Source organism: Conexibacter woesei Iso977N, from assembly GCF_000424625.1.
GTDB classification, from domain to species: Bacteria; Actinomycetota; Thermoleophilia; order Solirubrobacterales; family Solirubrobacteraceae; genus Baekduia; species Baekduia woesei_A.
This window is the reverse complement of sequence record NZ_AUKG01000001.1, coordinates 923,112-944,477: the sequence shown is the minus strand read 5'-3', so window position 1 is coordinate 944,477 and position 21,366 is coordinate 923,112. Positions and strand designations below refer to the sequence as shown.

The 21,366-nt window shown below is 71.9% G+C and carries 17 protein-coding genes; 7 read left to right on the top strand and 10 right to left on the bottom strand.

Annotated features, from left to right (window positions below):
* Window positions 1-46 precede the first annotated feature (46 nt).
* Window positions 47-1,849: a fibronectin type III domain-containing protein gene (locus H030_RS29250; RefSeq protein ID WP_419470649.1), complete on the bottom strand. Its 1,803-nt coding sequence runs from the start codon at window positions 1,847-1,849 to the stop codon at window positions 47-49.
* 253 nt (window positions 1,850-2,102) lie between these two features.
* Window positions 2,103-2,792: a hypothetical protein gene (locus tag H030_RS0104635; RefSeq protein ID WP_035125864.1), complete on the bottom strand. Its 690-nt coding sequence runs from the start codon at window positions 2,790-2,792 to the stop codon at window positions 2,103-2,105.
* 101 nt (window positions 2,793-2,893) lie between these two features.
* Here H030_RS0104635 and H030_RS0104630 point away from each other — a divergent pair, with 101 nt between their 5' ends.
* A complete protein-coding gene (locus H030_RS0104630; RefSeq protein WP_035125862.1) occupies window positions 2,894-4,120 on the top strand; it encodes a HupE/UreJ family protein in 1,227 nt (408 codons plus the stop codon).
* On the opposite strand, the gene H030_RS36320 is transcribed toward H030_RS0104630, so the two are convergent.
* Window positions 4,117-7,191, bottom strand: a complete 3,075-nt coding sequence (locus tag H030_RS36320) for an HD domain-containing phosphohydrolase (protein WP_051221700.1) — start codon at window positions 7,189-7,191, stop codon at window positions 4,117-4,119. The two genes, H030_RS0104630 and H030_RS36320, sit on opposite strands and share 4 nt — an antisense overlap.
* A 134-nt stretch (window positions 7,192-7,325) precedes the next feature.
* Window positions 7,326-7,874, bottom strand: a complete 549-nt coding sequence (locus H030_RS0104620; RefSeq protein WP_027005271.1) for a TetR/AcrR family transcriptional regulator — start codon at window positions 7,872-7,874, stop codon at window positions 7,326-7,328.
* Between the two features lie 85 nt (window positions 7,875-7,959).
* On the opposite strand from H030_RS0104620, the gene H030_RS0104615 reads away from it, so the two are divergent.
* Complete coding sequence (locus tag H030_RS0104615) at window positions 7,960-8,997, top strand: aldo/keto reductase (protein WP_027005270.1); 1,038 nt, start codon at window positions 7,960-7,962, stop codon at window positions 8,995-8,997.
* Complete coding sequence (locus tag H030_RS0104610; RefSeq protein WP_027005269.1) at window positions 8,994-9,854, top strand: LLM class flavin-dependent oxidoreductase; 861 nt, start codon at window positions 8,994-8,996, stop codon at window positions 9,852-9,854. The genes H030_RS0104615 and H030_RS0104610 overlap by 4 nt, the downstream gene beginning before the upstream one ends.
* Window positions 9,855-9,875: 21 nt before the next feature.
* On the opposite strand, the gene argS is transcribed toward H030_RS0104610, so the two are convergent.
* Window positions 9,876-11,672 carry an arginine--tRNA ligase gene (gene argS / locus H030_RS0104605; RefSeq protein ID WP_027005268.1) on the bottom strand — a complete coding sequence of 599 codons (1,797 nt, stop codon included), beginning with the start codon at window positions 11,670-11,672 and terminating at the stop codon, window positions 9,876-9,878.
* 208 nt (window positions 11,673-11,880) lie between these two features.
* Between argS and H030_RS0104600 the strand changes: the two genes are divergently transcribed.
* The 4 genes from H030_RS0104600 to H030_RS36315 are packed head-to-tail and all read left to right on the top strand — an operon-like array spanning window position 11,881 to window position 15,973.
* Entirely contained in the window at window positions 11,881-13,455 is a 1,575-nt protein-coding gene (locus tag H030_RS0104600) for a lysine 5,6-aminomutase subunit alpha TIM-barrel domain-containing protein (protein WP_051221698.1), read from the top strand.
* Window positions 13,448-14,212 carry an OAM dimerization domain-containing protein gene (locus H030_RS29240; RefSeq protein ID WP_051221696.1) on the top strand — a complete coding sequence of 255 codons (765 nt, stop codon included), beginning with the start codon at window positions 13,448-13,450 and terminating at the stop codon, window positions 14,210-14,212. Before H030_RS0104600 ends, H030_RS29240 begins: the two co-directional genes overlap by 8 nt.
* Window positions 14,199-15,287 carry a hypothetical protein gene (locus H030_RS0104590; protein WP_027005266.1) on the top strand — a complete coding sequence of 363 codons (1,089 nt, stop codon included), beginning with the start codon at window positions 14,199-14,201 and terminating at the stop codon, window positions 15,285-15,287. The genes H030_RS29240 and H030_RS0104590 overlap by 14 nt, the downstream gene beginning before the upstream one ends.
* Window positions 15,287-15,973 carry a M14 family zinc carboxypeptidase gene (locus H030_RS36315; protein WP_027005265.1) on the top strand — a complete coding sequence of 229 codons (687 nt, stop codon included), beginning with the start codon at window positions 15,287-15,289 and terminating at the stop codon, window positions 15,971-15,973. The genes H030_RS0104590 and H030_RS36315 overlap by 1 nt, the downstream gene beginning before the upstream one ends.
* A 308-nt stretch (window positions 15,974-16,281) precedes the next feature.
* Here H030_RS36315 and H030_RS0104580 read toward each other — a convergent pair whose 3' ends face one another.
* The 5 genes from H030_RS0104580 to H030_RS0104560 form a co-directional block, all read right to left on the bottom strand.
* Entirely contained in the window at window positions 16,282-17,226 is a 945-nt protein-coding gene (locus tag H030_RS0104580; RefSeq protein ID WP_027005264.1) for an alpha/beta hydrolase, read from the bottom strand.
* A gap of 19 nt (window positions 17,227-17,245) precedes the next feature.
* A complete protein-coding gene (locus tag H030_RS0104575) occupies window positions 17,246-18,379 on the bottom strand; it encodes a zinc-binding dehydrogenase (RefSeq protein WP_027005263.1) in 1,134 nt (377 codons plus the stop codon).
* Entirely contained in the window at window positions 18,376-19,134 is a 759-nt protein-coding gene (locus tag H030_RS0104570) for a dienelactone hydrolase family protein (RefSeq protein ID WP_027005262.1), read from the bottom strand. The genes H030_RS0104575 and H030_RS0104570 overlap by 4 nt, the downstream gene beginning before the upstream one ends.
* A 40-nt stretch (window positions 19,135-19,174) precedes the next feature.
* Window positions 19,175-20,041 (bottom strand): branched-chain amino acid ABC transporter permease, encoded by an 867-nt coding sequence (locus tag H030_RS0104565; RefSeq protein WP_027005261.1) that lies wholly within the window; start codon window positions 20,039-20,041, stop codon window positions 19,175-19,177.
* Between the two features lie 112 nt (window positions 20,042-20,153).
* Window positions 20,154-21,353, bottom strand: a complete 1,200-nt coding sequence (locus H030_RS0104560) for an ABC transporter substrate-binding protein (protein ID WP_027005260.1) — start codon at window positions 21,351-21,353, stop codon at window positions 20,154-20,156.
* Between the last annotated feature and the right edge of the window lie 13 nt (window positions 21,354-21,366).

Genomic DNA, 21,366 nt, shown 5'->3' with positions numbered 1-21,366 from the left:
CGGCGCCCGCCACCCGAGTCCTACCTGTCGATCAGCTGCGCGACGATCACGGGGTGGTCGTCGAGAGCGTGAACACCAGCGTCTTGCTGTACGTGCCGGTGCGCAGGGCGTCGGTCGCCCCGATGTGCTGCTGGAACTGCAGCGTGACCGGGTCGTTGGCGACCGGGCCCGCGTAGCTCAGCAGCGACGTCGGGGTCGCCGTGCTGCCGACGTTGGCGAACGCGCCGCCCGCGCCGGCGGGGCTCGTCGCCTTGGCCTGGAGGGCCGACGGCAGCGAGTACGTGCCGTTGACCAGGTGGCCGGTGGCCGTCGCGCTCGGGTCGCCGACGCTCAGGGTGGCGTCACCCGCCGACGAGGTCGTGCTCGCCGTCATCGACGCGGCGTAGTCGTTCGCCACGCCCGGCTGGAACGGGGTGAACGTCGGGGCCTGGTCGAGCTTCAGCGACAGCGTCGCCGGCACCGACCCGGAGACCGGGGCGGCGTTGCGGTAGATCACCGTCTTGTCGATGACCGAGCCGACCGGCTGCGCCGGGGAGGCGCCGCTGTTCGGACCGCACCAGGCGACCTTCCTGAGCTCGACCGCGGCGTTCGGCGCGTCGCACGTGCCGGACCGGACCTCGGAGACCACCAGGGAGTCGTCCTTGACCGACACCTTGACGTAGGTGCGGACGTGCTCCTGGTTCTCGACCGAGTTCGCGTAGTGGCGCTTGCCGGTCGGGTCGAGCGGGTCCGGGCCGTACTCGCCCGCCACCGGGGTGGTCAGGTCGTAGTACTTGGAGCCCGAGGCCGAGTTGCCGGTGACGTAGATGACGCCGCCGGGACCCTCGGAGACCTCGGCTGCGCCGGGCTGCTCGTTCGGGTTGGCCTTCTGACCGTTCTTGATCGCGTAGGAACGCGAGTAGGAGTGGTCGTGGCCCTGGAGGACCAGGTCGACGCCGAGGTTCGAGAACGCCGTCGGGAAGTCCTGGCGGCGGATCTTGTTGTCGGAGTCGTTGGCGTGGTCGGCCGGCGAGTAGATCGAGTGGTGGTAGACCAACACGATGTGCTTGGCCTCGGCGCGGTGCGCGTTCACCACGTTGGTGATGTAGTTGATGTGCGCCGCGTCGGAGCCGTTGGCGTAGGCGTTCGAGTTCAGGTGGATGAACAGGACGCCCTTGAAGATGTACCAGTAGTCACCGCCGGACTGGGTGGCGGAGCTGCTCTGGTAGAACGCCGTGGACCGGTCGGTGTTCGGGGTCCAGAAGTGCTGCTCGTAGGCCTTGCCGCCGACGTCGTGGTTGCCGATCGTCGGCGCCCACGGGTAGGCGCGCAGCTTGTCGTCCGCGAAGAACGCGTTCCACTGCGTCTCGGTGTTGGCGGTCTCGACCTGGTCGCCGCCGGACTCCAGCAGCTCGGCGTCCGGGTTGGCCGCGGTCGCGACGTCGAGCGTGTCCGCCCAGCCCGCGCCGTCCTTCGCCACGTCGCCCGACGACCCGATCTGCGGGTCGCCGAAGAACAGGAAGTCGAAGTTGCCCGAGAAGGAGTGGGTCTTGAACTGGTAGGTCGGCGACCAGCTGCCCTCGGAGCCGACACGGTACGAGTACGCCGTGTTCTCCTGGAGGCCGTCGAGCGTCGCGTGGCCGTTGAAGCCACCGTTGACGCTGTTGGCGGTGAGCGACCCGGCGTACGCGGTCGGGTTCGCCGGGAACTCACCGTTGATCAGCAGCTGCGAGGTCGGGACGACCTGCACGTACTGCTGAGCGGCGTTGTCCGACGAGTACCACGAGACCACGCGCTGTGCCGTGTTGGCGCCGACGCCGAGGACGATGGCCGACGTCGTGACCGGGCTCTGGGCGCTCGCGCCCGTCATCGAGAGACCGAGCACGCCCGTCGCCGCGACCGTCGCCAGCGTGGCACCGGCAGCGGCGCGGCGGCGGAGATGCCGCGACGTCCCTGCGCGCCTGCTGTTCCGACTTGAGAACACCAATGGACCTTTCCTTGGGATGCAGTGAAGAAAATTGGGATTGCGTTAGCCCGGGCAGTCTTCTCTGGACGCATTGGCACGGTTGTGGCCGAGCCGTGAACGACCCGTGACCATCTCGATGTCAGGCCGCAGACCGCGCTCAGCGGATGCGCAGGACGACGCCGGTGATGCCGTGCAGGACCGCGGCGACCCCGGCGCGGACCGCGCGCCCGGCGCGGTCGGAGGTGAACGAGGCCGGGTTGTAGGCGTTGGGCAGACCAAGGCCTTCACCTCGGAACGACGCGCCGGTCCAGTCGGCGGCGGTGACGTTCTCGGTCGGCTCGGCGACCTCGGACCCGACGGTCAGGAACTGCTGGTCGAGGTGGTTGGCGGTCGCGATCGCCAGCGGGTCGACGAGCCTGTTGCCGACGCTGATGATCAGGTCGGGCCTCAGGTTGATGGCCTTGGTGATGGCCGGGATCAGGTCGGCGTCGTCCTTGACTTCGACCGTCTTGAGTTCCGCGTGGACTTGGTCCGCCCAGCCGGTCACGGCGGTGGCGAGCGTGATGGTCGGCCGGTCGCCGCCGGCGCGCAGCAGCACGACGCGGTAGTCCTTCGACGGGCGCACGGCGTTCCAGGAGCCGGGGCGCGGCGTGACCGTCGCCTCGGGCGCCGGCGGGTTCTTGGCGTCGACGAAGCCGGTGCCGAGCGCGCCGACCGCGGTCGGCCTGGCGTGTGGTCCGGACCAGTCGTCGCCGGAGGAGCCGCAGCCGGCGGCGGCGAGGACGAGCGCGAGCACGGCGGTGGCGAGCGCGAGGAGAGAACGGCGGCGACGAGCGGTGACGGGCATGACGAAGCGGCGATCTTGGCGGCGCCCGCGACAGACGTCGAGCAGATTTCACACCAAATTCACCAACAACCGGAGCGCGACGGCCACGATGCCGCGGCCCGATGCACGCTCTCCGCCGCCGCACCCGCCCGCTCGTCCGTCTGCTGCTCGTCGCCTTCGCCGCGGCGCAGCTGCTTCCCGCCACATCTGCGATGGCGCACGGGTTCAGCTCGGTCGTCTACGTCGACATGACGTCGCCCGAGAAGGGGCACGTCGCCGTCAGGATGGGGTTGGAGTACGACCTGCTCGTCGTCTCCGCCGCCGACGCCGAGCACGACGACAGGCTGTTCAGGCAGGGCACGCCGGCGTTCAACGACCACGACCCGGCCAAGGAGACCGCGGCGCTGGCCGACCACGCGGCCGCGGTCATGGCCTACATCAACCAGCGCCAGAGCCTGAAGGTCAAGGACGGCACAGCCTGCACGCCGTCGCAGTCCGGCGGGTTCAGGGTCGGGCCGCGCGACGGCACCGACTACGCGTCGGTCACGGTGGACTACACGTGCCCCGAGAGCGGCGGCGCGCACGTGCTGACGAGCACGCTGTTCCCGGACTCCGAGGGCTACGTCAGGGGCACCAAGACGATCGTCACCTACGAGGAGATCGACCTGCGCTCGGGCAGCGCGACGCTCGAGGCGCGCCACCCGTCGTTCTCGACGCACCAGTCGCTGCTGACGCAGTACGGCGAGTTCTGGCGCCTCGGCGCCAACCACCTGCTGACGGGCATCGACCACATCCTGTTCCTGTTGGCCTTGATCGCCGGGTCGCGGCGGCTGCGGGAGATCGTGCTCGCGGCGTCGACGTTCACGCTCGCGCATTCCGTCACGTTCATCCTCGCCGCGCTCGGGTTGGTGCACGTGCCTTCGAGCCTGGTCGAGCCGACGATCGCGCTGTCGATCGCCGCCGTCGCCGCGCTGCACCTGAGGCGGATCTGGGAGCTGCGCGGCGACATCGAGGAGGTCGAGGAGGTCGGCAGCGGCCCGCTCGGCCTCGACCGCTCCGGCTGGGCACGGCTGGGCGTCGTGTTCTGCTTCGGGTTGGTCCACGGCCTCGGCTTCGCCTCCGCACTCGGGATCGACCAGGCCTTCTCCTGGACCTTGTTGTCGTCCTTGCTGGTCTTCAACCTCGGCATCGAGTCCGTCCAGCTCGGCATCATCCTGCTGGCCTTCCCGGCCCTCGCGCTCCTGCGCCGCTACCGCCCGGTCTGGGGCGTGTCGGCGACCGGCACGATCGCCGCCGCGGTCTGCTGCTTCGGGCTGGTCTGGTTCTTCCAGCGCGCGGCGTTCTTCTAGACCAGGAAGACGGTGATCGTGAAGGTCTGCGGTGGGCTGGTGTTGATGCCGCCGTTGGCGGTGCCGCCGTCGTCGACGGCGGTGACGGTCACGGTCGCGGAGCCGAGCAGGGAGAAGCCGGGCTGGTAGACGAGGCTGCCGTCGGGATCGACGTGGGGTTGGACCTGGAACAGTCCTGGGTTGTTGTTGGTGGTGGTGAACGTGACGTTCTGCCCGCTCTCGTCGGCCGGGCCGGGCGAGATCGCGGTGGCCCAGCCGGGGATGGTCTGCGTTCCGCCGTTGAGGACCGCCGACTGGTCGCCGCCCTTGGCGAACGACGGTGCGTCGTTGACCGGCGTGACCGTGACCGTGAAGGTCTGGGGCGCGCTCGTGTCGACGCCGCCGTCGGCAGTGCCGCCATCGTCGTGGGCGGTGACCGTGAACGTCGCGGCGCCGTTCTGGTTGGCCGCGGGCGTGAACCTGAGCGTGCCGCTGCCGGAGAGCGCGGGCGCGGCGGCGAACAGCGCGGCGAGCGGGTTGTTGATGGTGAACGAGACGACCTGCGCGCTCTCGTAGGACGGGCCCGCCGAGATGCCGCTCGCCCAGCCGGAGAGCGTCTGTGGGCCGGCGTCCTCCAGGACAGTCGGGTCGCTGCCCTTGGAGAACGAGGGCGCGTGGTTGGGCGCGAGGACGGTGATCGTGAACGTCTGCGCGCTGCTCGTGTCGGCGCCGCCGTCGGCCGTGCCGCCGTCGTCGTGGGCGGTGATCGTCACGGTCGCGACGCCGTGCGCGCCGGACGCGGGCGTGAACGTGAGCGTGCCGCCCGGGCTGACCGCGGGCTGAGCGGCGAACAGCGAGTTGTTGTCGTTGCTGGTCGTGAAGGCGATCGCCTGCGACGACTCGTCGGCCGGGCCGGGCGTGATGTGCGTCGCCCAGCCGCCGACGGTCTGCGCGGGATCGTCCTCGCGGACGGTCCGGTCGGCGCCCGCGGTGAACGTCGGCGCGTCGTTGACCGATGTGATGGTGATGGTGAACGTCTGGGGCGCGCTCGTGTCGTCGCCGCCGCCGTCGTCGTGCGCGCGGACCGTGACGCGCGCGGTGCCGTTGGCGTCCGGCGCGGGCGTGTAGGTGAGGGTGCCAGCGGGCGTGACGTCGGGCTGGGCGCTGAACAGCGCGTTGTCGTCGTTGCTGGTCTGGAAGTCGATCGCCTGCGACGACTCGTTCGCGGGACCGGGCGAGATCGCGGTCGCCCAGCCGGGGATCGCCTGCGCGCCGGCGTCCTCCAGGACGGCCTGCGCGGCGCCCGCGCCGAAGGACGGCGTGTCGTTCACGGAAGTGATGGTGATGGTGAACGCCTGGGGCGCGCTGGTGTCGTCGCCGCCGCCGTCGTCATGGGCGCGGACCGTGACGCGCGCGGTGCCGTGCTCGTCGGGCGCGGGCGTGAAGGTCAGCGTGCCCGCGGGGGTGATCGCGGGCTGGGTGGCGAAGAGCGCGTTGTTGTCGTTGTCGACGACGAAGTCGATGGCCTGGCCGCCCTCGAACGGGCCGGCGTCGATGGCGGTCGCCCAGCCGGGGGTCGCGCTGGGGCCGGAGTCCTCGGCGACGGTGCGGTCGGCGCCGGCCGTGAACGTCGGCGCGTGGTTGGGGACCGGCGGCGCGGGCGCGGGCAGCTCGGCGGGCGGCGCGGGCGTCGGGATCGGCGCGACGGGCGCAGGCGCGGGCGCCGCGGGCGGCGTCGCGACGACGGGCTCCGGGGTGAGCGGCGGCAGCGCGGCCGGCTGCTCAACCGGCGTGGCGGCGGGCATCTCCGGCACGGCGGGCTCCGCGGGCGCAGGCGCCTCCGGCGCGGCGACGGGCGCGGGGACCACCGGCGCGGCGGCCGGCGTCGCGACCGGCGCGTCGGTCAGCGGCGGCAGCTCGTCCGGGACGGCGACCCTCGCCGCCCTCGCGACGACGCGGTGCCTCCGCCGCTGCGCCAAAGCCGGCACCCGCGCCGGAGCGACCCGATGGGGTTGCACCACCGCCGCCGGCCGCGGGGCCGCCGCGAACGCCTCGTTGTCGTGCGCGGCGCCGCTGGTCCCGGCGAAGCCGCTGGCGGTCGTGGCGACGACGACGCCCGCGGCGCCCCAGACGGTCCCGGCCATCGAGCCCAGCGGGAGCCGCCCGACGATCGGCAGGTGCGCGAGCCACGACAGCGGCCCCATCACCATCCGCATCCGGCCCAGCGAGACGCCGAGGAACGCGCGGACCAACCTGGGGTCGAACTGGACGCCCGCGCAGCGCGCGATCTCCTCGCGCCCGGACGACGCCGAGCCGGCCTCCTTGTAGGAGCGGGCGCTCGTGATGACGTCGAACACGTCGGCGATCGCGACGATCCGGCCCGCGAGCGGGATGTCGTCGCCCTCGATGCCGCGCGGGTAGCCCTGGCCGTCCCAGCGCTCGTGGTGGTAGCCGACGGCGTCGGCCCAGTCGCCGAGCCACGGCCGCATCGGCTCGACGAAACGCTCGCCGTAGAGCGGGTGGCGCTTGAGCTGCTGCCACTCGTGCTCGTCCGGGCGGCCGGGCTTGTTGAGGATGTCGACCGACACCTCCAACTTGCCGATGTCGTGCAGCAGCGCGGCCCAGTTGAGCTGGTCGAGCTCGTGCTCGGAGAGCCCCAGCTCGGTCCCGATCATCACCGCGTAGCCGCGGACGCGCTCGGAGTGGCCGCGGGTCAGCCTGTCGTGGTCGCTCAGCGCGGCGACGAGCGTCAGCAGCAGCCGCGCCGACTCGGCCGGCGTCTCGGCGTTCGCGGCGCGCTGCGCGAGCGCCAGCCGGTCTTCGAGCTCGTTGACGCGCCCGGAGTCCATGGCGGCGCGGAAGCGCGACGGCGCCTGGTCGGGGAAGACGAGCGACAGCTGCAGGAGCGCGGCCAGCGGCAACAGCCGCCGAGCAGCACGGTCGACCAACCACATCACGAGGCTGCCGCCGGCGCTCAGCGCCAGCCACCACGCGATGAACGCCGCCGCACCTCCGTCGGGCGCCGTGACGAACCGGCTGACCGCCCAGACGAACGCGACCGAGGCGCCGAACGGCAGCACGAACACGAGCATGCGCAACGCGCGCGCGACCCACGGCCGCGACGTCCATTGCGACGTTCGCTGTTCCTGCCCTTGCACCCCAATCCCGGTGATCGGGCCGAAGGACCGGGATCTTGAGAAACGCCGGTGTCACCTACGCGCGTACGTCACGGGCGCAGCCCGGCGAACGCCGCGTCCAGGATCGGCTCGACGTACGCCGCGTCGCCCTGGATCCGGGCGATCGCGATGACCATGTCGAGCACCTGCTCGAGCGTCAGGTCGGCGCGCACCTCGCCCGCCGCCTGCGCCGCCTCCAGCAACGGCCGGCCGGCGGCCAGGACGCGCGTGCGGCCACCCTCGAAGACCGGATCGGTCCCGGCGACGTGGGTCAGCAGCTCGGCGGCGATCGCGCGCTTGGACGTCGAGAACGCGAAGAAGCGCCGCACCCACGCGGTCAGGCGCGCGCCCGCGGGATCGTCCGGCGCGTCGGCGGCGGCCGCGCAGATCGCGTCGACCTCCTCGGTGTAGAGCGCCTCGAGCAGCTCCCGGCGCCCCGGGAAGTTCCGGTACAGCGTCGCCATCCCAACCCCCGCGCGGCGCGAGATCTCGGCCATCGAGACGTCCGCGTCGGCGCCCGCGAACGCGGTCCGCGCGGCGGCGAGGATCCTGTCGCGGTTGCGCGCGGCGTCGGCGCGCTTGGAGGTCGGCTGCGGCATGCTCGTAGAAAGCGGACAGGCTATCCGCTACAGTGATGCGGACAAGCTCTCCGCTTCCCCTCGGACTCTACCCCAAGGAGCCACCATGGACCACCGCCCTCTCGGCGCCACCGGCGTCCGGGTCAGCTCGCTGTGCCTCGGCGCGATGATGTTCGGAGCGTTCGGCAACCCCGATCACGACGACAGCGTGCGCATCATCCACCGCGCGCTGGACGCGGGCGTCAACTTCCTCGACACCGCCGACTTCTACTCGGCCGGCGAGTCGGAGGAGATCGTCGGCAGGGCGCTGGCCGGCGGCCGCCGCGACGACGTCGTCCTCGCGACGAAGGCCGGGCTGCCGTTCGGCACCGACGTCAACGCGCGCGGCACCTCGCGCCGCTGGCTCACGACCGCCGTCGAGGGCTCGCTGCGGCGCCTGAGGACCGACCACATCGACCTGTTCCAGGTCCACCGACTCGATCCGGACACCGACGTGGACGAGACGCTCGCCGTCCTCAGCGACCTCGTGCACGCCGGGAAGATCCGGATGTTCGGCGCCTCGACGGTCAGCGGCGCCGAGCTGGTCGAGGCGCAGTGGGCCGCCGAGCGCCGCGGGCGCGAGCGGTTCCGCACTGAGCAGCCGATCTACAACATGCTCACGCGCGCGGCCGAGTACGACGTGCTCCCGGCGGCCGTGCGGCACGGGCTCGGCGTGCTGACCTACAGCCCGCTGGCGGGCGGCTGGCTGTCGGGGAAGTACCGCCTCGACGGCGCGACCGCCGCGCCGGGCTCGCCGGTGCGGCGCGAGCGCTTCGCCGCCGCCTACGACACGGCGGCGCCGCACAACGCCGCCAAGCTGCAGGCGGCCGACGCGCTCGCCGGGCTGGCGGAGGAGGCGGGGCTGACGCCGATCCAGCTGGCGATCGCGTGGGTGCTGCGCCACCCGGCGGTGACCAGCGCGATCGTAGGGCCGCGCACGGCCGAGCACCTCGACGGCTACCTCGCGGCAGACGGGGTGGAGCTCACCGACGACGTGCTGGACCGGATCGACGCGATCGTCCCACCCGGCCACACCATCAACGTGAGCGACAACATGTGGTCGACCTCGACGACCGCCCTGACGACGAAGGAGCGCCGGCGATGACCATGTCCTACGGGTTGATGACCGCCCCGATGCAGGTCGCCTATGGCGACATCGCGCGCGTCTGGCGCGAGGCCGATGAGGTCGACGCATTCGACCACCTCTGGCTCTACGACCACCTGATGCCGCTCGGCGGCGACCCGCTCGGCCCGGCCTTCGAGGGCTGGACGCTGCTGGCGGCGCTCGCCGCCCAGACCCAACACAAGGACATCGGGTTGCTCGTGACCTCCAACCGCTTCCGCCCGCCGGCGATGCTGGCGAAGATCGCCGCGACCGCCGACGTCGTGGCGGGCGGCCGGATGGTCCTCGGGATCGGCGCCGGCTCGCGCCCCGGCCACCCGATCGCGCGGCGCGAGTACGAAGCCCACGGCCTCCCGTTCCACGACCAGGCGACCGCGGTCGCGGCGCTCGACGAGGCGCTGACGATCATCCGCCGCCTCTGGACCGAGGACGCGCCGTTCGACCACCACGGCGACCACTACAACCTGGTCGGCGCGTTCGCCAACCCCAAGCCGCTGCGCCGCACGCCGGTCGTCATCGGCGGCCGGACCAAGCCGCTGCTGCGCGTCGTCGCCCGCCACGCCGACGTCTGGAACATCCCCGGCGGCGACCTCGCCGACGCCATCGAGCGCTCCGCGTACCTGGACGCCTACTGCGCCGAGATCGGCCGCGACCCCGCGACCATCACCCGCTCGATGCACCTCGGCATCTCCTACGACGAGCCGCAAGCGACCCGCGCCGCGATCGAGGCGGCCCACGCCGCGGGCTTCACCCACCTCACGCTCAGCATCGCGCCGCCCTACCCGGACGGCGTCGCCCACTGGGTCGCCGAGGAGGTCCTGCCCGGCGTCGCCGGCTGAGCCGGACCGCCCCTCAGAGGTTCAGGAGACGATCCGCTCGCCTTCGACGCGCTCCGCGCCGGCCTCGAAGGCGACCGGCACCGACTGGACGCCGAGCGCGCGCAGGCCGCGGACGAGCAGCGAGCGCATCACGCGGTCGACGCTCGGCGAGCTGTCGGTCTCGCCGTACCAGGTCGCCATGTGGGTCACCGAGCGCAGCACGGCCGCCAGGTCGACCGTCTCGAGCCCGCGGGCGAGCACGTCCGGCTGGAGCTGGCAGTGCACGACCGCGAAGCGGTAGGCGCTGTCGTCGGCCCTCGGGTCCGGCGCGCCGTCGGAGGACGGCTGCCACGCCTTCGACCACGCCCGCGCGATCAGCATCCCCGGCGCCTTCGGGTCGAGGATCTTCTCGGCGTTCAACACCATCGTCTTGCTCAGCGGCCGGTTGAGGCAGTACGCCAGCGCCGCCATCACCGCGAGGTCCTCGGCCGAGGACCCGGCGCGGTCCGGGATCGCCAGCGCCTGCAGCGCCTCCGACGACGCCAGCGTGTCGAGCAGCTCGTCGACGAGCACGACGCCCCCGGCCGACGACGACATCTCGCCCTCGCCGTCGTCGGTCGCGGTGATCATCCCGTGCACGACGTCGACGGTCGGGAGCACGCGCTGCTCCATGCCCATCCGCCTCAGGATCTCCTGCACGTAGATCGTGTGCGCCCGCCACTCCTCGCCGACCACGTTGATGACCTCGTGGCCCTCGAGCTCCTGCATCAGCTCGTACCAGAGGTTCAGCGTGCGCAGGTTCTGGGTCGGGAACCCGTCCGGCCGCGCCAGCGGGAACACCGGGTAGTCCTCGTCGCCGGTCAGGTAGACCAGCGCGCCGTTCTCGGCGTAGGTCATCGCGCCCTGGGCCAACGCATGTTCGACGAAGGACCTGATCCGCGGGAACGACTCGGCCTCGGAGATCTCGACGTCGAACACGACGCCCAGCCGCGCCAGCGTCTCGTTCTGGCCCTCGACCGCCCAGTCGCGGATGTCGCGCCACAGCGCGCGGACCTCGGGATCGCCCGCCTCCCACTTGGCCATCAGCTGCGTCGCGAGATCGTCGCGCACGACCACCTCGCGCACGAGGTGCTGGTCGATCGACGCCAGGACCGCCTCGTCCTCGTCCATGACCAAGGCCGCGTCGCGGTGCTCCTGAACGTAGCGCGCGTACCACTCGCCGACGACCCGGTCGCCGTGCACGCCGGGCGCGCGCTGCGCGTGGCCGCCGCCGTACTGGATGCAGCCGGCCATCGCCTCGCCCATCTGCTGCCCGGCGTCGCCGATCGCGGTCCGCGACCACGCGTCGGCGCCCGCCGCGCGCAGCCCGCAGCGCAGCGCCTGGCCCAGCGCGACATTGCGCAGATGCCCCACATGCAGGGCTTTCGTGGCGTTGGGATCCAGGAACTGGATCATGAAGTGCCTGCCGTGCAACGACGCGTCCTCCGCCGGCGGGAGGTCCGCGACGCCGCGCTCGAGGTCCGCGCCCAGCGCCGCGATCACCGCGTCGTCGAGCCGCAGCATGATGCGCCGGCCCGCGGGGTCCGCCGCCTCGACGTCCGGCTGTTCGGCCAGGGCGCCCGCCGCCTCGGCAAGCGCGTCCTCGGAGACGGAGCCGCCCCGCGGGTTCACCGCGAGGTCCGACCGCCCGGGGCTGCGCAGGGTCTCGAGGCTGAGGCCGTGGTCCTCCGTGGAGATCTCGCGCACCGCGGCCCGCAAGCGGCCGAGGTGCTCGGCTCCCCTGGGGATGCCGTCGCGCGCGTCGTCGCCTTCAGGGGTCCCGTTGGATTGGGTGGACATCGGTCGTGCCTCCTGCGTTCAGAGCCTGGTCGGAACCGACGATAGTGGCCAGGCCCGCCACTTCGTGCAACCATCGTGGGTGACCCACGGGCAAGCTCGCGCGCGTGATCCTGTCTGGACACCGATGCGTTGTGCGCCCTACCCTTGACTGCGCTGGAAGCCAAACGGCTCTGGCCGACCAACGACCGACGCCTTAGCGTCTGAGGATATGACCAACGATCGAGCGGCCCTCGGGCTGGATCCGACTGTGACGACGGCGTGCCATGCGGCGGCCGAGTCCATCGTGGACGATGTCTACCGGGTCACCGATCGAAGGACCACCGTCTCCGTGGAGCGCGCGGTCGCGCGGCTCCTGGGGATCGACGGCGTGGACAGGGATGACGCGCCGCTCCCCAACGTCGTGGTCGACCATGTCGCCCGCCAGGGCAAGCTGGATCGCGGGATCGCGTTCTGGCTCGGCGCCGCCATGCTCCGCACGGGCATGACGCCGCAGCAGCTCGCCGAGGGCATCGCCCGCGGCGAGGTCGACCTGTGCGCCGGCGCGCCCACCGACGGCGGCGAGGTCGACGACCTCATGGCCGTCCGCGCGGCGGCGGCGATCGCCGACATCGCGCAGGCGCGCGCCGAGCGCGCGCAGCTGATCGGCACGCTGCAGGACCCGAGGGACGAGCCCGGCCCGCTGGTCTACGTGCTGACCGCGACCGGCGACGTCTACGAGGACGTCGTGCACGCCAAGGCCGTCGCCCAGCACGGCGGCGGGATCGTCGCGGTGATCCGCTCGACCGCCCAGTCGCTCCTGGACTTCGTGCCCTACGGCCCGACGACCGAGGGCTTCGGCGGGACGTTCGCCACGCAGGCGAACTTCAAGATCATGCGCGAGGCGATGGACGAGTGGTCCAAGGACCACGGCCGCTACATCCGCCTGTCGTCGTTCTGCTCGGGCCTGTGCATGCCGGAGATCGCCGTCATGGGCGCGATCGAGGGCTTCGACAACATGGTCAACGACGCGCTGTACGGGATCCTGTACCGCGACCTGAACCCGGTCCGGACGCTGATCGACCAGCGCTTCTCGCGCCGCATCAACGGCCTGTTCGGGATCACGATCAACACGGGCGAGGACAACTACCTCCGCACCGCGGACGCGATCGAGGCCGCACCGTCGGTCGTCGCGTCGCAGTTCATCAACTACGCGCTGGCGCGCCGCGCAGGGCTGGCCCCGGACCAGATCGCGGTCGGCAGCGCGTTCGAGATCGACCCGCGGGTCGAGAACGGCCTGCTGCTGGAGTGGGCGCACGCCCAGCTCACCCGCGAGCTGTTCCCGGAGTGCCCGATCAAGTACATGCCGCCGACCCGCCACATGGACGGCGACCTGTTCCGGACGCAGGCCAACGACGTGCTGTTCAACCTGATCACGGTCGCGACCGGGCAGGAGATCCAGACGGTCGGCACGCCGAGCGAGGGCATCCACACGCCGCACATCCACGACCGCGTCCTGGGTCTCCAGGCGTCGTCGTACGTGTCGACGTTCGCGCGCGACATCGGGTCCGAGCTGGTCCCGCGGCCCGGCGGGCTGATCCAGACGCACGCGGCGAAGGTGCTGGACGAGGCGTCGAGGATGCTCGAGGGCATCCGCTCGACGAGCCTCTTCACGGCGCTGGAGGCCGGGACGTTCGGCGACGTGACGCGGACGATCGAGGGCGGCCGCGGCGCCGACGGCATCGTCACGCTGGACGAGGCCTACCTCAACCCGTTCGCGGACATCGAGGTGGTCTCGCATGTCTGAGCGCATCGCCGCCTACGGCGACCACAAGAACGACGGGCTGATGCAGCTCGCGTTCACGCTGCCCGTCCCGAAGACGCGCGCGGGCCGGCAGGCCGCGGTCGCGCTCGTCGAGGGCATGGGCCTGGGCGATGTCCACGTCGTCCACGCCGAGGAGCTGACCGAGGGCTTCACGTACTTCATCGTGTACGCGTTGAACCCCAACACGGTCGAGTTCGACGGGACCGCCGACCAGCGGTCGGTCGACGAGCAGCTCACGCACGACGAGATCGAGGCGCTGATCGAAAAGGGCGTCGGGCGGCCGCTGACGGTCGTCGGCGCGTCCACGGGGTCCGACACCCACACGGTCGGGATCGACGCGATCCTGAACCTGAAGGGCTACGACGGCCATCACGGGCTCGAGGCCTACCGCTGGTTCAAGGCCTACAACATGGGCTCGCAGGTCGCCAACGGCGACCTCGTCGCGAAGGCGCTCGAGGTCGACGCGGACGCGATCCTGGTCTCACAGACCGTGACGCAGCAGGGCCTGCACGTGCAGAACCTGACGCAGCTCGTCGACATGCTCGAGGCCGAGGGGCTCCGGGACCGCATCGTGCTGTGCTGCGGCGGGCACCTGATCTCCGACGAGCTGGCCAAGGAGCTCGGCTTCGACGCCGGGTTCTCCAAGGGCACGTACCCCCACCACGTCGCCGCGTTCCTTGCGCGGTCGTGGATCGAGCGGCTGCAGGACGCGGAGCAGCCGGCGCATGTCGGCGGTTGACGCGGCGCTGAGCGGCGCCGATGTCCGGCGCCTCGCGATCATCGGAACGGCCAAGAACGTCGGCAAGACGGTGGCGCTCAACGCGCTGCTGGGCGGCCTGGGTGAGCGCGGGGTCGCGTTCGGCGTGACGTCGGTCGGGCGTGACGGCGAGGCCCGGGACGTCATCGACTCCTCGATCGTCAAGCCGCGGATCGCGTTGCCGGCGGGTACGCTGGTCGCGACCGCGCTGCCGCTGCTGCAGAAGGCGCAGGCGGAGATCGAGGTCGTGGCCGAGACGCCGTTCCGGACCCCGCTGGGGCGGGTCGTCGTCGGCCGCATGGGCGCGGGCGGCGGCGAGGTCGAGATCGCCGGACCGGGCAGCGCGAGCGCCGTCCGGAAGGTGACCGACCTGATGTTCTCGCTCGGTGCCACCCGGGTGATCATCGACGGCTCGCTGGACCGGCGGGCCGCCGCGAACCCGAGCGTCAGCGACGGCGTGATCCTCGCGACGGGTGCGGTCCTGGACCTCGATCGCGGCGAGGTCGTCCGCAGGACGGCGACCGCCGCGGCGCTGCTGCGGCTGCCGCGGGTGGCCGACGAGGCGCTGCGGACGCTGGCCTCGGCGGCGCGCGGGCACCTCGCGGTCATCGACGGCGAGGGCGTCCCGCTGCCGCGCGAGTTCGTCCTGCGCGGCGACGCCGAGCCGGACCCGAAGTGGGATCGGCTGCTCGGAGATGCGAGCGCGCTCGTGATCCGGGGCGCGCTGACCGAGCCGTTCCTGGACCGCGTCGCGCGGGTGCGCGGCGGCGGTGCCGCCGTGGCGCAGGGGCTGACGATCGTCGCCGACGACGCCGCGAAGGTGTTCCTCGACGCGGCGGCCGCCGCGCGCTGCGCGGCGCGCGGGATCGCCGTCGAGGTGCTGGCGCCGATCGACCTGCTGGCCGTCACGGTCAACCCGATCGCACCCGGCTCGCACCGCTTCGCGACGAGCCAGCTCTGCGAGGACCTGGCGCTGGCGATCCCGGACGTGGCCGTGGTCGACGTGGTCGCCGGGATCGTCGCCGGCGCTGAGCTGGCCGGCGCGACCGCGCGCTGATGCTCGCCGACACCGTCGCGACAGCGCCGCCGGCGCTGCACGCGACGGTGATCGGGCGGTCGGTGCGGGGGCGGCCGCTGCGGGTCGTGAAGGTCGGCGCGGACGACGCGCTGATCAAGGTGCTGATCGTCGGCTGCGTCCACGGGACCGAGCGTGCCGGTCTGGCCGTCACGCGCGCGCTGCGCAGGGAGCACGCGCCGCTGGCGACGCAGGAGCTGATCCTCGACGAGGCCAACCCGGACGGCTGCGCCGCCGGCACCCGCGGCAACGCCCACGGCGTCGACCTCAACCGCAACTTCCCCTGGGGCTGGCGCGCGCAGTCCGGGATCTACGCCTCCGGCCCCAGGCCCGCCTCCGAGCCCGAGACCCGCGCGATCATGGCCTACATCTTGAAGGAGAGGCCACAGATCACGATCTGGTTCCACCAGCACATGAACCTGGTCGACGACACCCGCGGCTCCGAGCCGCTCATCATCAAGGCCTACGCCCTCTCCGCCCACATGCGCGCCCACCGCCTCGCGCAACTCCCCGGCACCGCAACCCGCTGGCAGAACCACCGCCTGACCGGCTCCTCCTCCTTCGTCGTCGAGCTCCCCTCCGGCCCGATGACCCCACTCGCCATCCGCCGCCACATCCGCGCGATCGACGCGGCGACGCAAGTCGTCGGCGTCCCCTCCAAGCGCTAGGGCGACGAAAGCCATCGTCGTCCCTTCACGCGGTGAGGCCGGCGGAGACGGGCAACAATCGCGACGTTGCGACCGACGACGCATCAGCTCGGCCGCGTGTATCGAGGGGCTGCTGAACGCGCTCGGGCCCGCCCTCCGGGGAGGAGAGGCGGGCCCGGCGCTTCCCGAGCGGGGTGGTCTAGGTCCCGCTCCCTGTCACCCTCCGGCAGCCATGCGCGGAGCCTTCGGAGGAGGACCACAGAGGAGAGTGGACCCGACCCCGAGCGTCCGAGGAGGACAGGACAACGGGATGGATCCTATCTGATCTCCTATGCGATTTCTACACTTGCGGCGGCGAACGCGTCGCGCAGCGCCTGCGCCGCCTTGCCGTGCGCCTCCGCGGACACGGTCAGGCGCTGGTCCAACAACCCGAAGAACCCGTGGATGTGCCCGTCGTACTCGACCAGCTCGGTCGGCACACCGGCGTCGACCAGCCGCGCCGCGTAGTCCGACGCCTCGTCGTGCAGCACGTCGCACTCCGCCGACAGGATCAGCGCGGGCGCCACGCCCGCCAGGTCCTCGGCGGCGAGGGGCACCATGTAGGGGTTGCTCAGGTCGGCGTCATCACGCGGGTACTGGCGGAAGAACCACTCCATGCTCTCCCGGCTCAGGAAGAAGCCGTCGGCGTACGTGTCGTACGACGCGCGCCCGTCCTCCGGGCGCCCCAGCACGGGCGAGACCAGCAGCTGCAACGCGAGCGACGGGCCGCCCCGGTCCCGCGCCATCAGCGCCGCCACCGCCGCGAGGTTGCCGCCCGCGCTCTCGCCGCCGACCGCCAGCGGCACACCGGCGAACTCCGCCGCCGCCCACTGCACCGCCGCGAAGACGTCGTCGGTCGCCGCCGGGAACCGGTGCTCCGGCGCCAGCCGGTAGTCCACCGACACGATCGCCGCACCCGACCGCGCGCACACCGCCCGGCACGCGCGCTCGTTCTCGTCCAGCGAGCCGATCACCCAGCCGCCGCCGTGCATCCACACCAACACGCCGCTCGGCGCGCCGTCGCCCGGCGGCAGGTAGATCCGCACCGAGATCTCCCCCGCCGGGCCGGGGATCGTCCGGTCGGTCACCGAGCCGACCTCCTCGTACGGCCCGCCGCCGGACCACATCGCCAGCGCGCCCGCCCGCATCTCCACCGCCGAGATGCTGTCCATGTCGATCGCCGGCGCGGCCGCGGACTCGTCGACGACCGCCTGCGCCTCCGGATGCAATGTCATTGCCTTGCTCTCTCTTCCTCTAGCCCATGGCCGGCGCGATCACCGGCTTGATCGTCTGAAGCGACGCCATCGCCGCCAGCGCGCCGGTCGCGCCGTCCAGGCCGACCGGCGCGTCGAACATCAGGTTCCAGTCGAACGTCCCGCGATGGCGCGCCAGGAACTCCAGCGACAGCGCCAGGTCGCCGACGTCGCCGTTCATCGAGCCGACGACCCGCAGCTCGCGCCCCATCACGACCGGCATCGGGATCGCCTCCGCGCCCGGCCCGGCGATCCCGACGACCACGTACGCACCACGGCGCGCGCACATCAAGACGCCCTCGCGGTTGGCCGTCGGCGCGCCCGCGAGGTCCAGGACCAGCTCCGCGCCGCGTCCGCCGGTCAGCTCCATCACGGCCGCGACCCGGGCATCGGCATCAACAACCTGATCGACCGAGACGACATGGTCCGCGCCCCACGCCCGCGCGACCTCCAGCCGCGCCTCCGGCCCGCCGATCGTGATCACCGTCCCCGCGCCCGCGGCACGCGCGTAGGCGGTGGCGAACAGCCCCAGCGGCCCCGCGCCCTGCACCACCACCGACGACCCCGGCGCCACCCCGCCGCCCTGCCGGAACGCGCGCAGCATCGTCTTGACCGCGCACCCCGCGGCCGCGGCCCACGTGTCCTCGACCACATCATCGACGACGAGCCGCTGCGCGCCCGGGACGACGTAGACGTGCTCGCTCAACCCGCCCGTCGCATACGGCGCCACGTCAGCCGCCTGCAGGAACCCCAGCGCGCGATGCTCGCAGTGCACGGTCTCGCCGAGCACCGAGCACGGATGGCAGTGCCCGCACACCGCCTCCGACCACACCACCCGATCGCCCACAGCGACCGGACGCCCCACGGCGTCCAGGCGCGCACCCGGGCCGAACGCCACCACCCGCCCGACCATCTCGTGCCCGTGGATCATCGGCATCGCCACCGGGATGAACCCCGCCAGCCGCCCGTCCCACAGGTGCGCGTCGGTGCCGCACAGCGTCGTCGCCTCGATCGACACCAACAACGCGCCCGCCTCCAACTCGCGCGGCAGCGGGACCTCCTCGATCCGCAGCGGCTCGCCGTAGGCGTGCATCACCGCGGCGCGCGTCGAGCGCGGCAGCGTCCCGGCGCTCACGACGCCCGCTCCAGGTGCGAAGCGCGCGCCGCGACGAACGCCAGCAGCCGCTCCCACGCGTCCGCGCACGCCTCCGCCCAGCCCTCGGCGGCGACGTCGAAGAACGCGTGCGGCGCGCCGTCGTACAACACCAACTCGTGCTCCACGCCAAGATCGGACAGCTCCGCGTCGAAGCGCCGGAAGTCCTCGGCCGGCGTGAGCATGTCCTCGGTCCCGGCGAGCAGGAGCATCGGCGCCCGCAGCCGATCGGCGAACGGCCGCACGTCGTCCGGGCGCCCGTAGAACCCGATGCACCCCGCCAGCCCCGGCGTCAGCGCCGACTGCAGCCACGCCTGCGAGCCGCCGAAGCAGAACCCCAGGGCGAAGACATCATCTACGCCATCAAGACCACGCACATGCTCGACCGCCGCCGCGACGTCGGCCGCGACCTGCTCCGGCGCCAGCCCCATCACCAAGGGCATCATCTGCTCCGGCGTCCCGTCGCGCGCGCCGTCGCCCAGCTCGCGGCCGAAGTAGTCGATCGCGATCGCCGTGATCCCCGCCTCGGCCACGCGCTCGGCGAAGCCCTTGTAGAACCCGTGCAGCCCGCGCAGGTCCGGCAGGATCACCGCCGCCGCGCCGCCCGGCCGCTCCGGCCGCGCGACGTAGGCCATGACCTTGGTCCCGTCCGCGCTGGTCAGGTGCAGGTCGCCCGCCTCGGCGACCACCCCGGCGCGCGGCGGCGCGGGCGGTCGCGAGTCGTCACCGTGGCACACCGTGTCGTCTCCCTCGTTCGCTCATCATCAAGTCATACATCTAGGCGACCGCGCCCCAGCGGTCATGGCGCTGGTGCCAGAGCAACACCAGCACGATGACCACCAGCGGGACCACGCCGCGGTAGACGTTCAGGGACTGCAGCGAGCTCAGCAGCCCCTGCAGCGCGCCCAGCCCGAGGCCGCCGAAGAGCGTGCCCCAGAAGCTCTGGAAGCCGCCGATCAGCGCGGCGGCGAACGCCCACGTGATCAGCAGCGACAGGCTGGAGAAGTCGTTCTGGTAGGACGGCGCGATCGCCATGATCGCCAGCGCGGTCGCCGCCCCGGTCAGCAGCCACACCGCCATCGCCAGGCGCGGCGCGGCAACGCCTACAAGTTGCGCGGTGCCCGGGCGCGACGACAGCGCGCGCAGCAGCAGGCCCGCGTGCGTCCGCTTGAGCACGAGCACCGGGACGATCGTGAACACGACCGCCAGCCCGCAGATCACCACGACCGTCCAGACCACCGTGACGTCGGCGATCGTGAACGCGGGCTGGTCGAACGGGTCCGGGAAGTTGTGCGGGTGCGCGGCGCCGAACAGCAGGCCGCCGAGCCCGAGCAACGCGGTGAACAGCGTGACGGTCACCGCCGCCTTGATCTCCTCGCTGCCCTCGGAGAACCAGGCGACCATCATCAGCCCGATCACGCCGTGCGCGAGCGCGCCGACGACGAGCCCGACGAGCACGGCCGGGATCAGCGGCAGGCCCTTCTCGTGGAGCAGGACCATGCAGAACGCGCCGAGCGCGCCGATCGCCGCCTGCGTGAAGTTGACGACCGACACGAAGCGGTAGGTCATCATCGTGCACAGGCCGAGCAGGGCGAACGCGCCGCCGCCGATCAGCCCGGCGATCGTGGTGGAGACTTGGAGCATTCAGGGACGTCCCTTCAACGTGAGTCGGTCAACGAGCCGGCGAAGGGGGCGCCGCCGCCCGAGCGGCGGCGCCCCGTGTGTTGCCGGGAGCAGGTCAGGCGAGTCCGGTCGCCTAGCCCTGCGGCAGGGTGAAGAACTCCTTGTTCTCCACCTCCCAGTTGCCGTTCTTGATGGACACCATCTTGATCGCCTGGTTGGGGGCGTGCGCCTTGGCATCGCCCATGACCAGCGGTGAGCCCACCATCGGGTTGTTGTAGGGCTTGCCCGCCTTCATCGCGGCGAGGACCGACTGGCGCGTGATGTCGCCCTTGATCGACCTCAGCACCTCGATCAGCCACTTGGCCGACACGTAGGCGCCCTGCGTGAAGGCGGTCTCGTTGATCCTGCCCCTCTCCGCGGTGGCGATCCAGTCGGCGTTGGCGCCCTGGGTCTCGGTGTACGGCTCGAACTCGGACGCCAGGTACACCCTCATGCCCAGCGGCGAGGCCGACTTCGCTAGCTGCGCCGTGTAGGACGAGGCGTCGAACAGGAAGTCGACGTCCTGCATCCCCTGGTTCCTGGCCGCCTTCAGGATCGACAGGCCGGTCGTGTCGGAGCCGTTGCGGAAGATCGCGTCGCAGCCCGCGTTCTTGGCCCGCAGCAGGTACGGCGTGAAGTTCGACTCGGTCAGCGGCAGGCTGTCGTCCATCACGACCGGCTTCTGGCCGGTCAGCTTCGTCCAGCGGTCCACCGCCGCGTCCTGCGCGTCCTTGGAGCCGGGCGTCGGCGCCAGGAAGATGCAGATCTTCTTGTCGTCGAGGAACTTCGTCGCGTAGTAGAGGTCCGCGGTCACCGACGTGAACGGGCCGATGTTCACCGGGACCACGTTCGGCGTCGTGAAGCAGAACGGGTCGGCGCCGATCCCCACGATCGAGGCGATGCCCTGCTTCTCGTAGTACCCGTGGTTGGTCCCGCAGTCGACGAACGACACCGTGCCGACCATCGCGACCGCGCCCTGGCCGACGAACTTGCGCGCGAGCTGCGCGGCCTGCGTCGGGTTGGCGGTGTCGTCGCCGCTCAGGTACTCGATCTTGCGGCCGCCGATGCCACCCGCGGCGTTCTGGTCGTCGAAGACCTGCCTGGCCATCTTGACGGCGTCGTTGCCGAACGCCTGCGGCGTCAGCGTGAACAGGCCGGCGACCTTGATGGAGCCCTTGCTCCCGCCGCCACCTCCGCCGCCGCCACCTGAGTTGTCGCTGCTGCTCCCGCAACCGGTCGCCAGACCGGCCGTGAGCAGCGCGCCGAGCACGAGGCCCAGCACCTTCTTGTACATCACGTGCACCTCT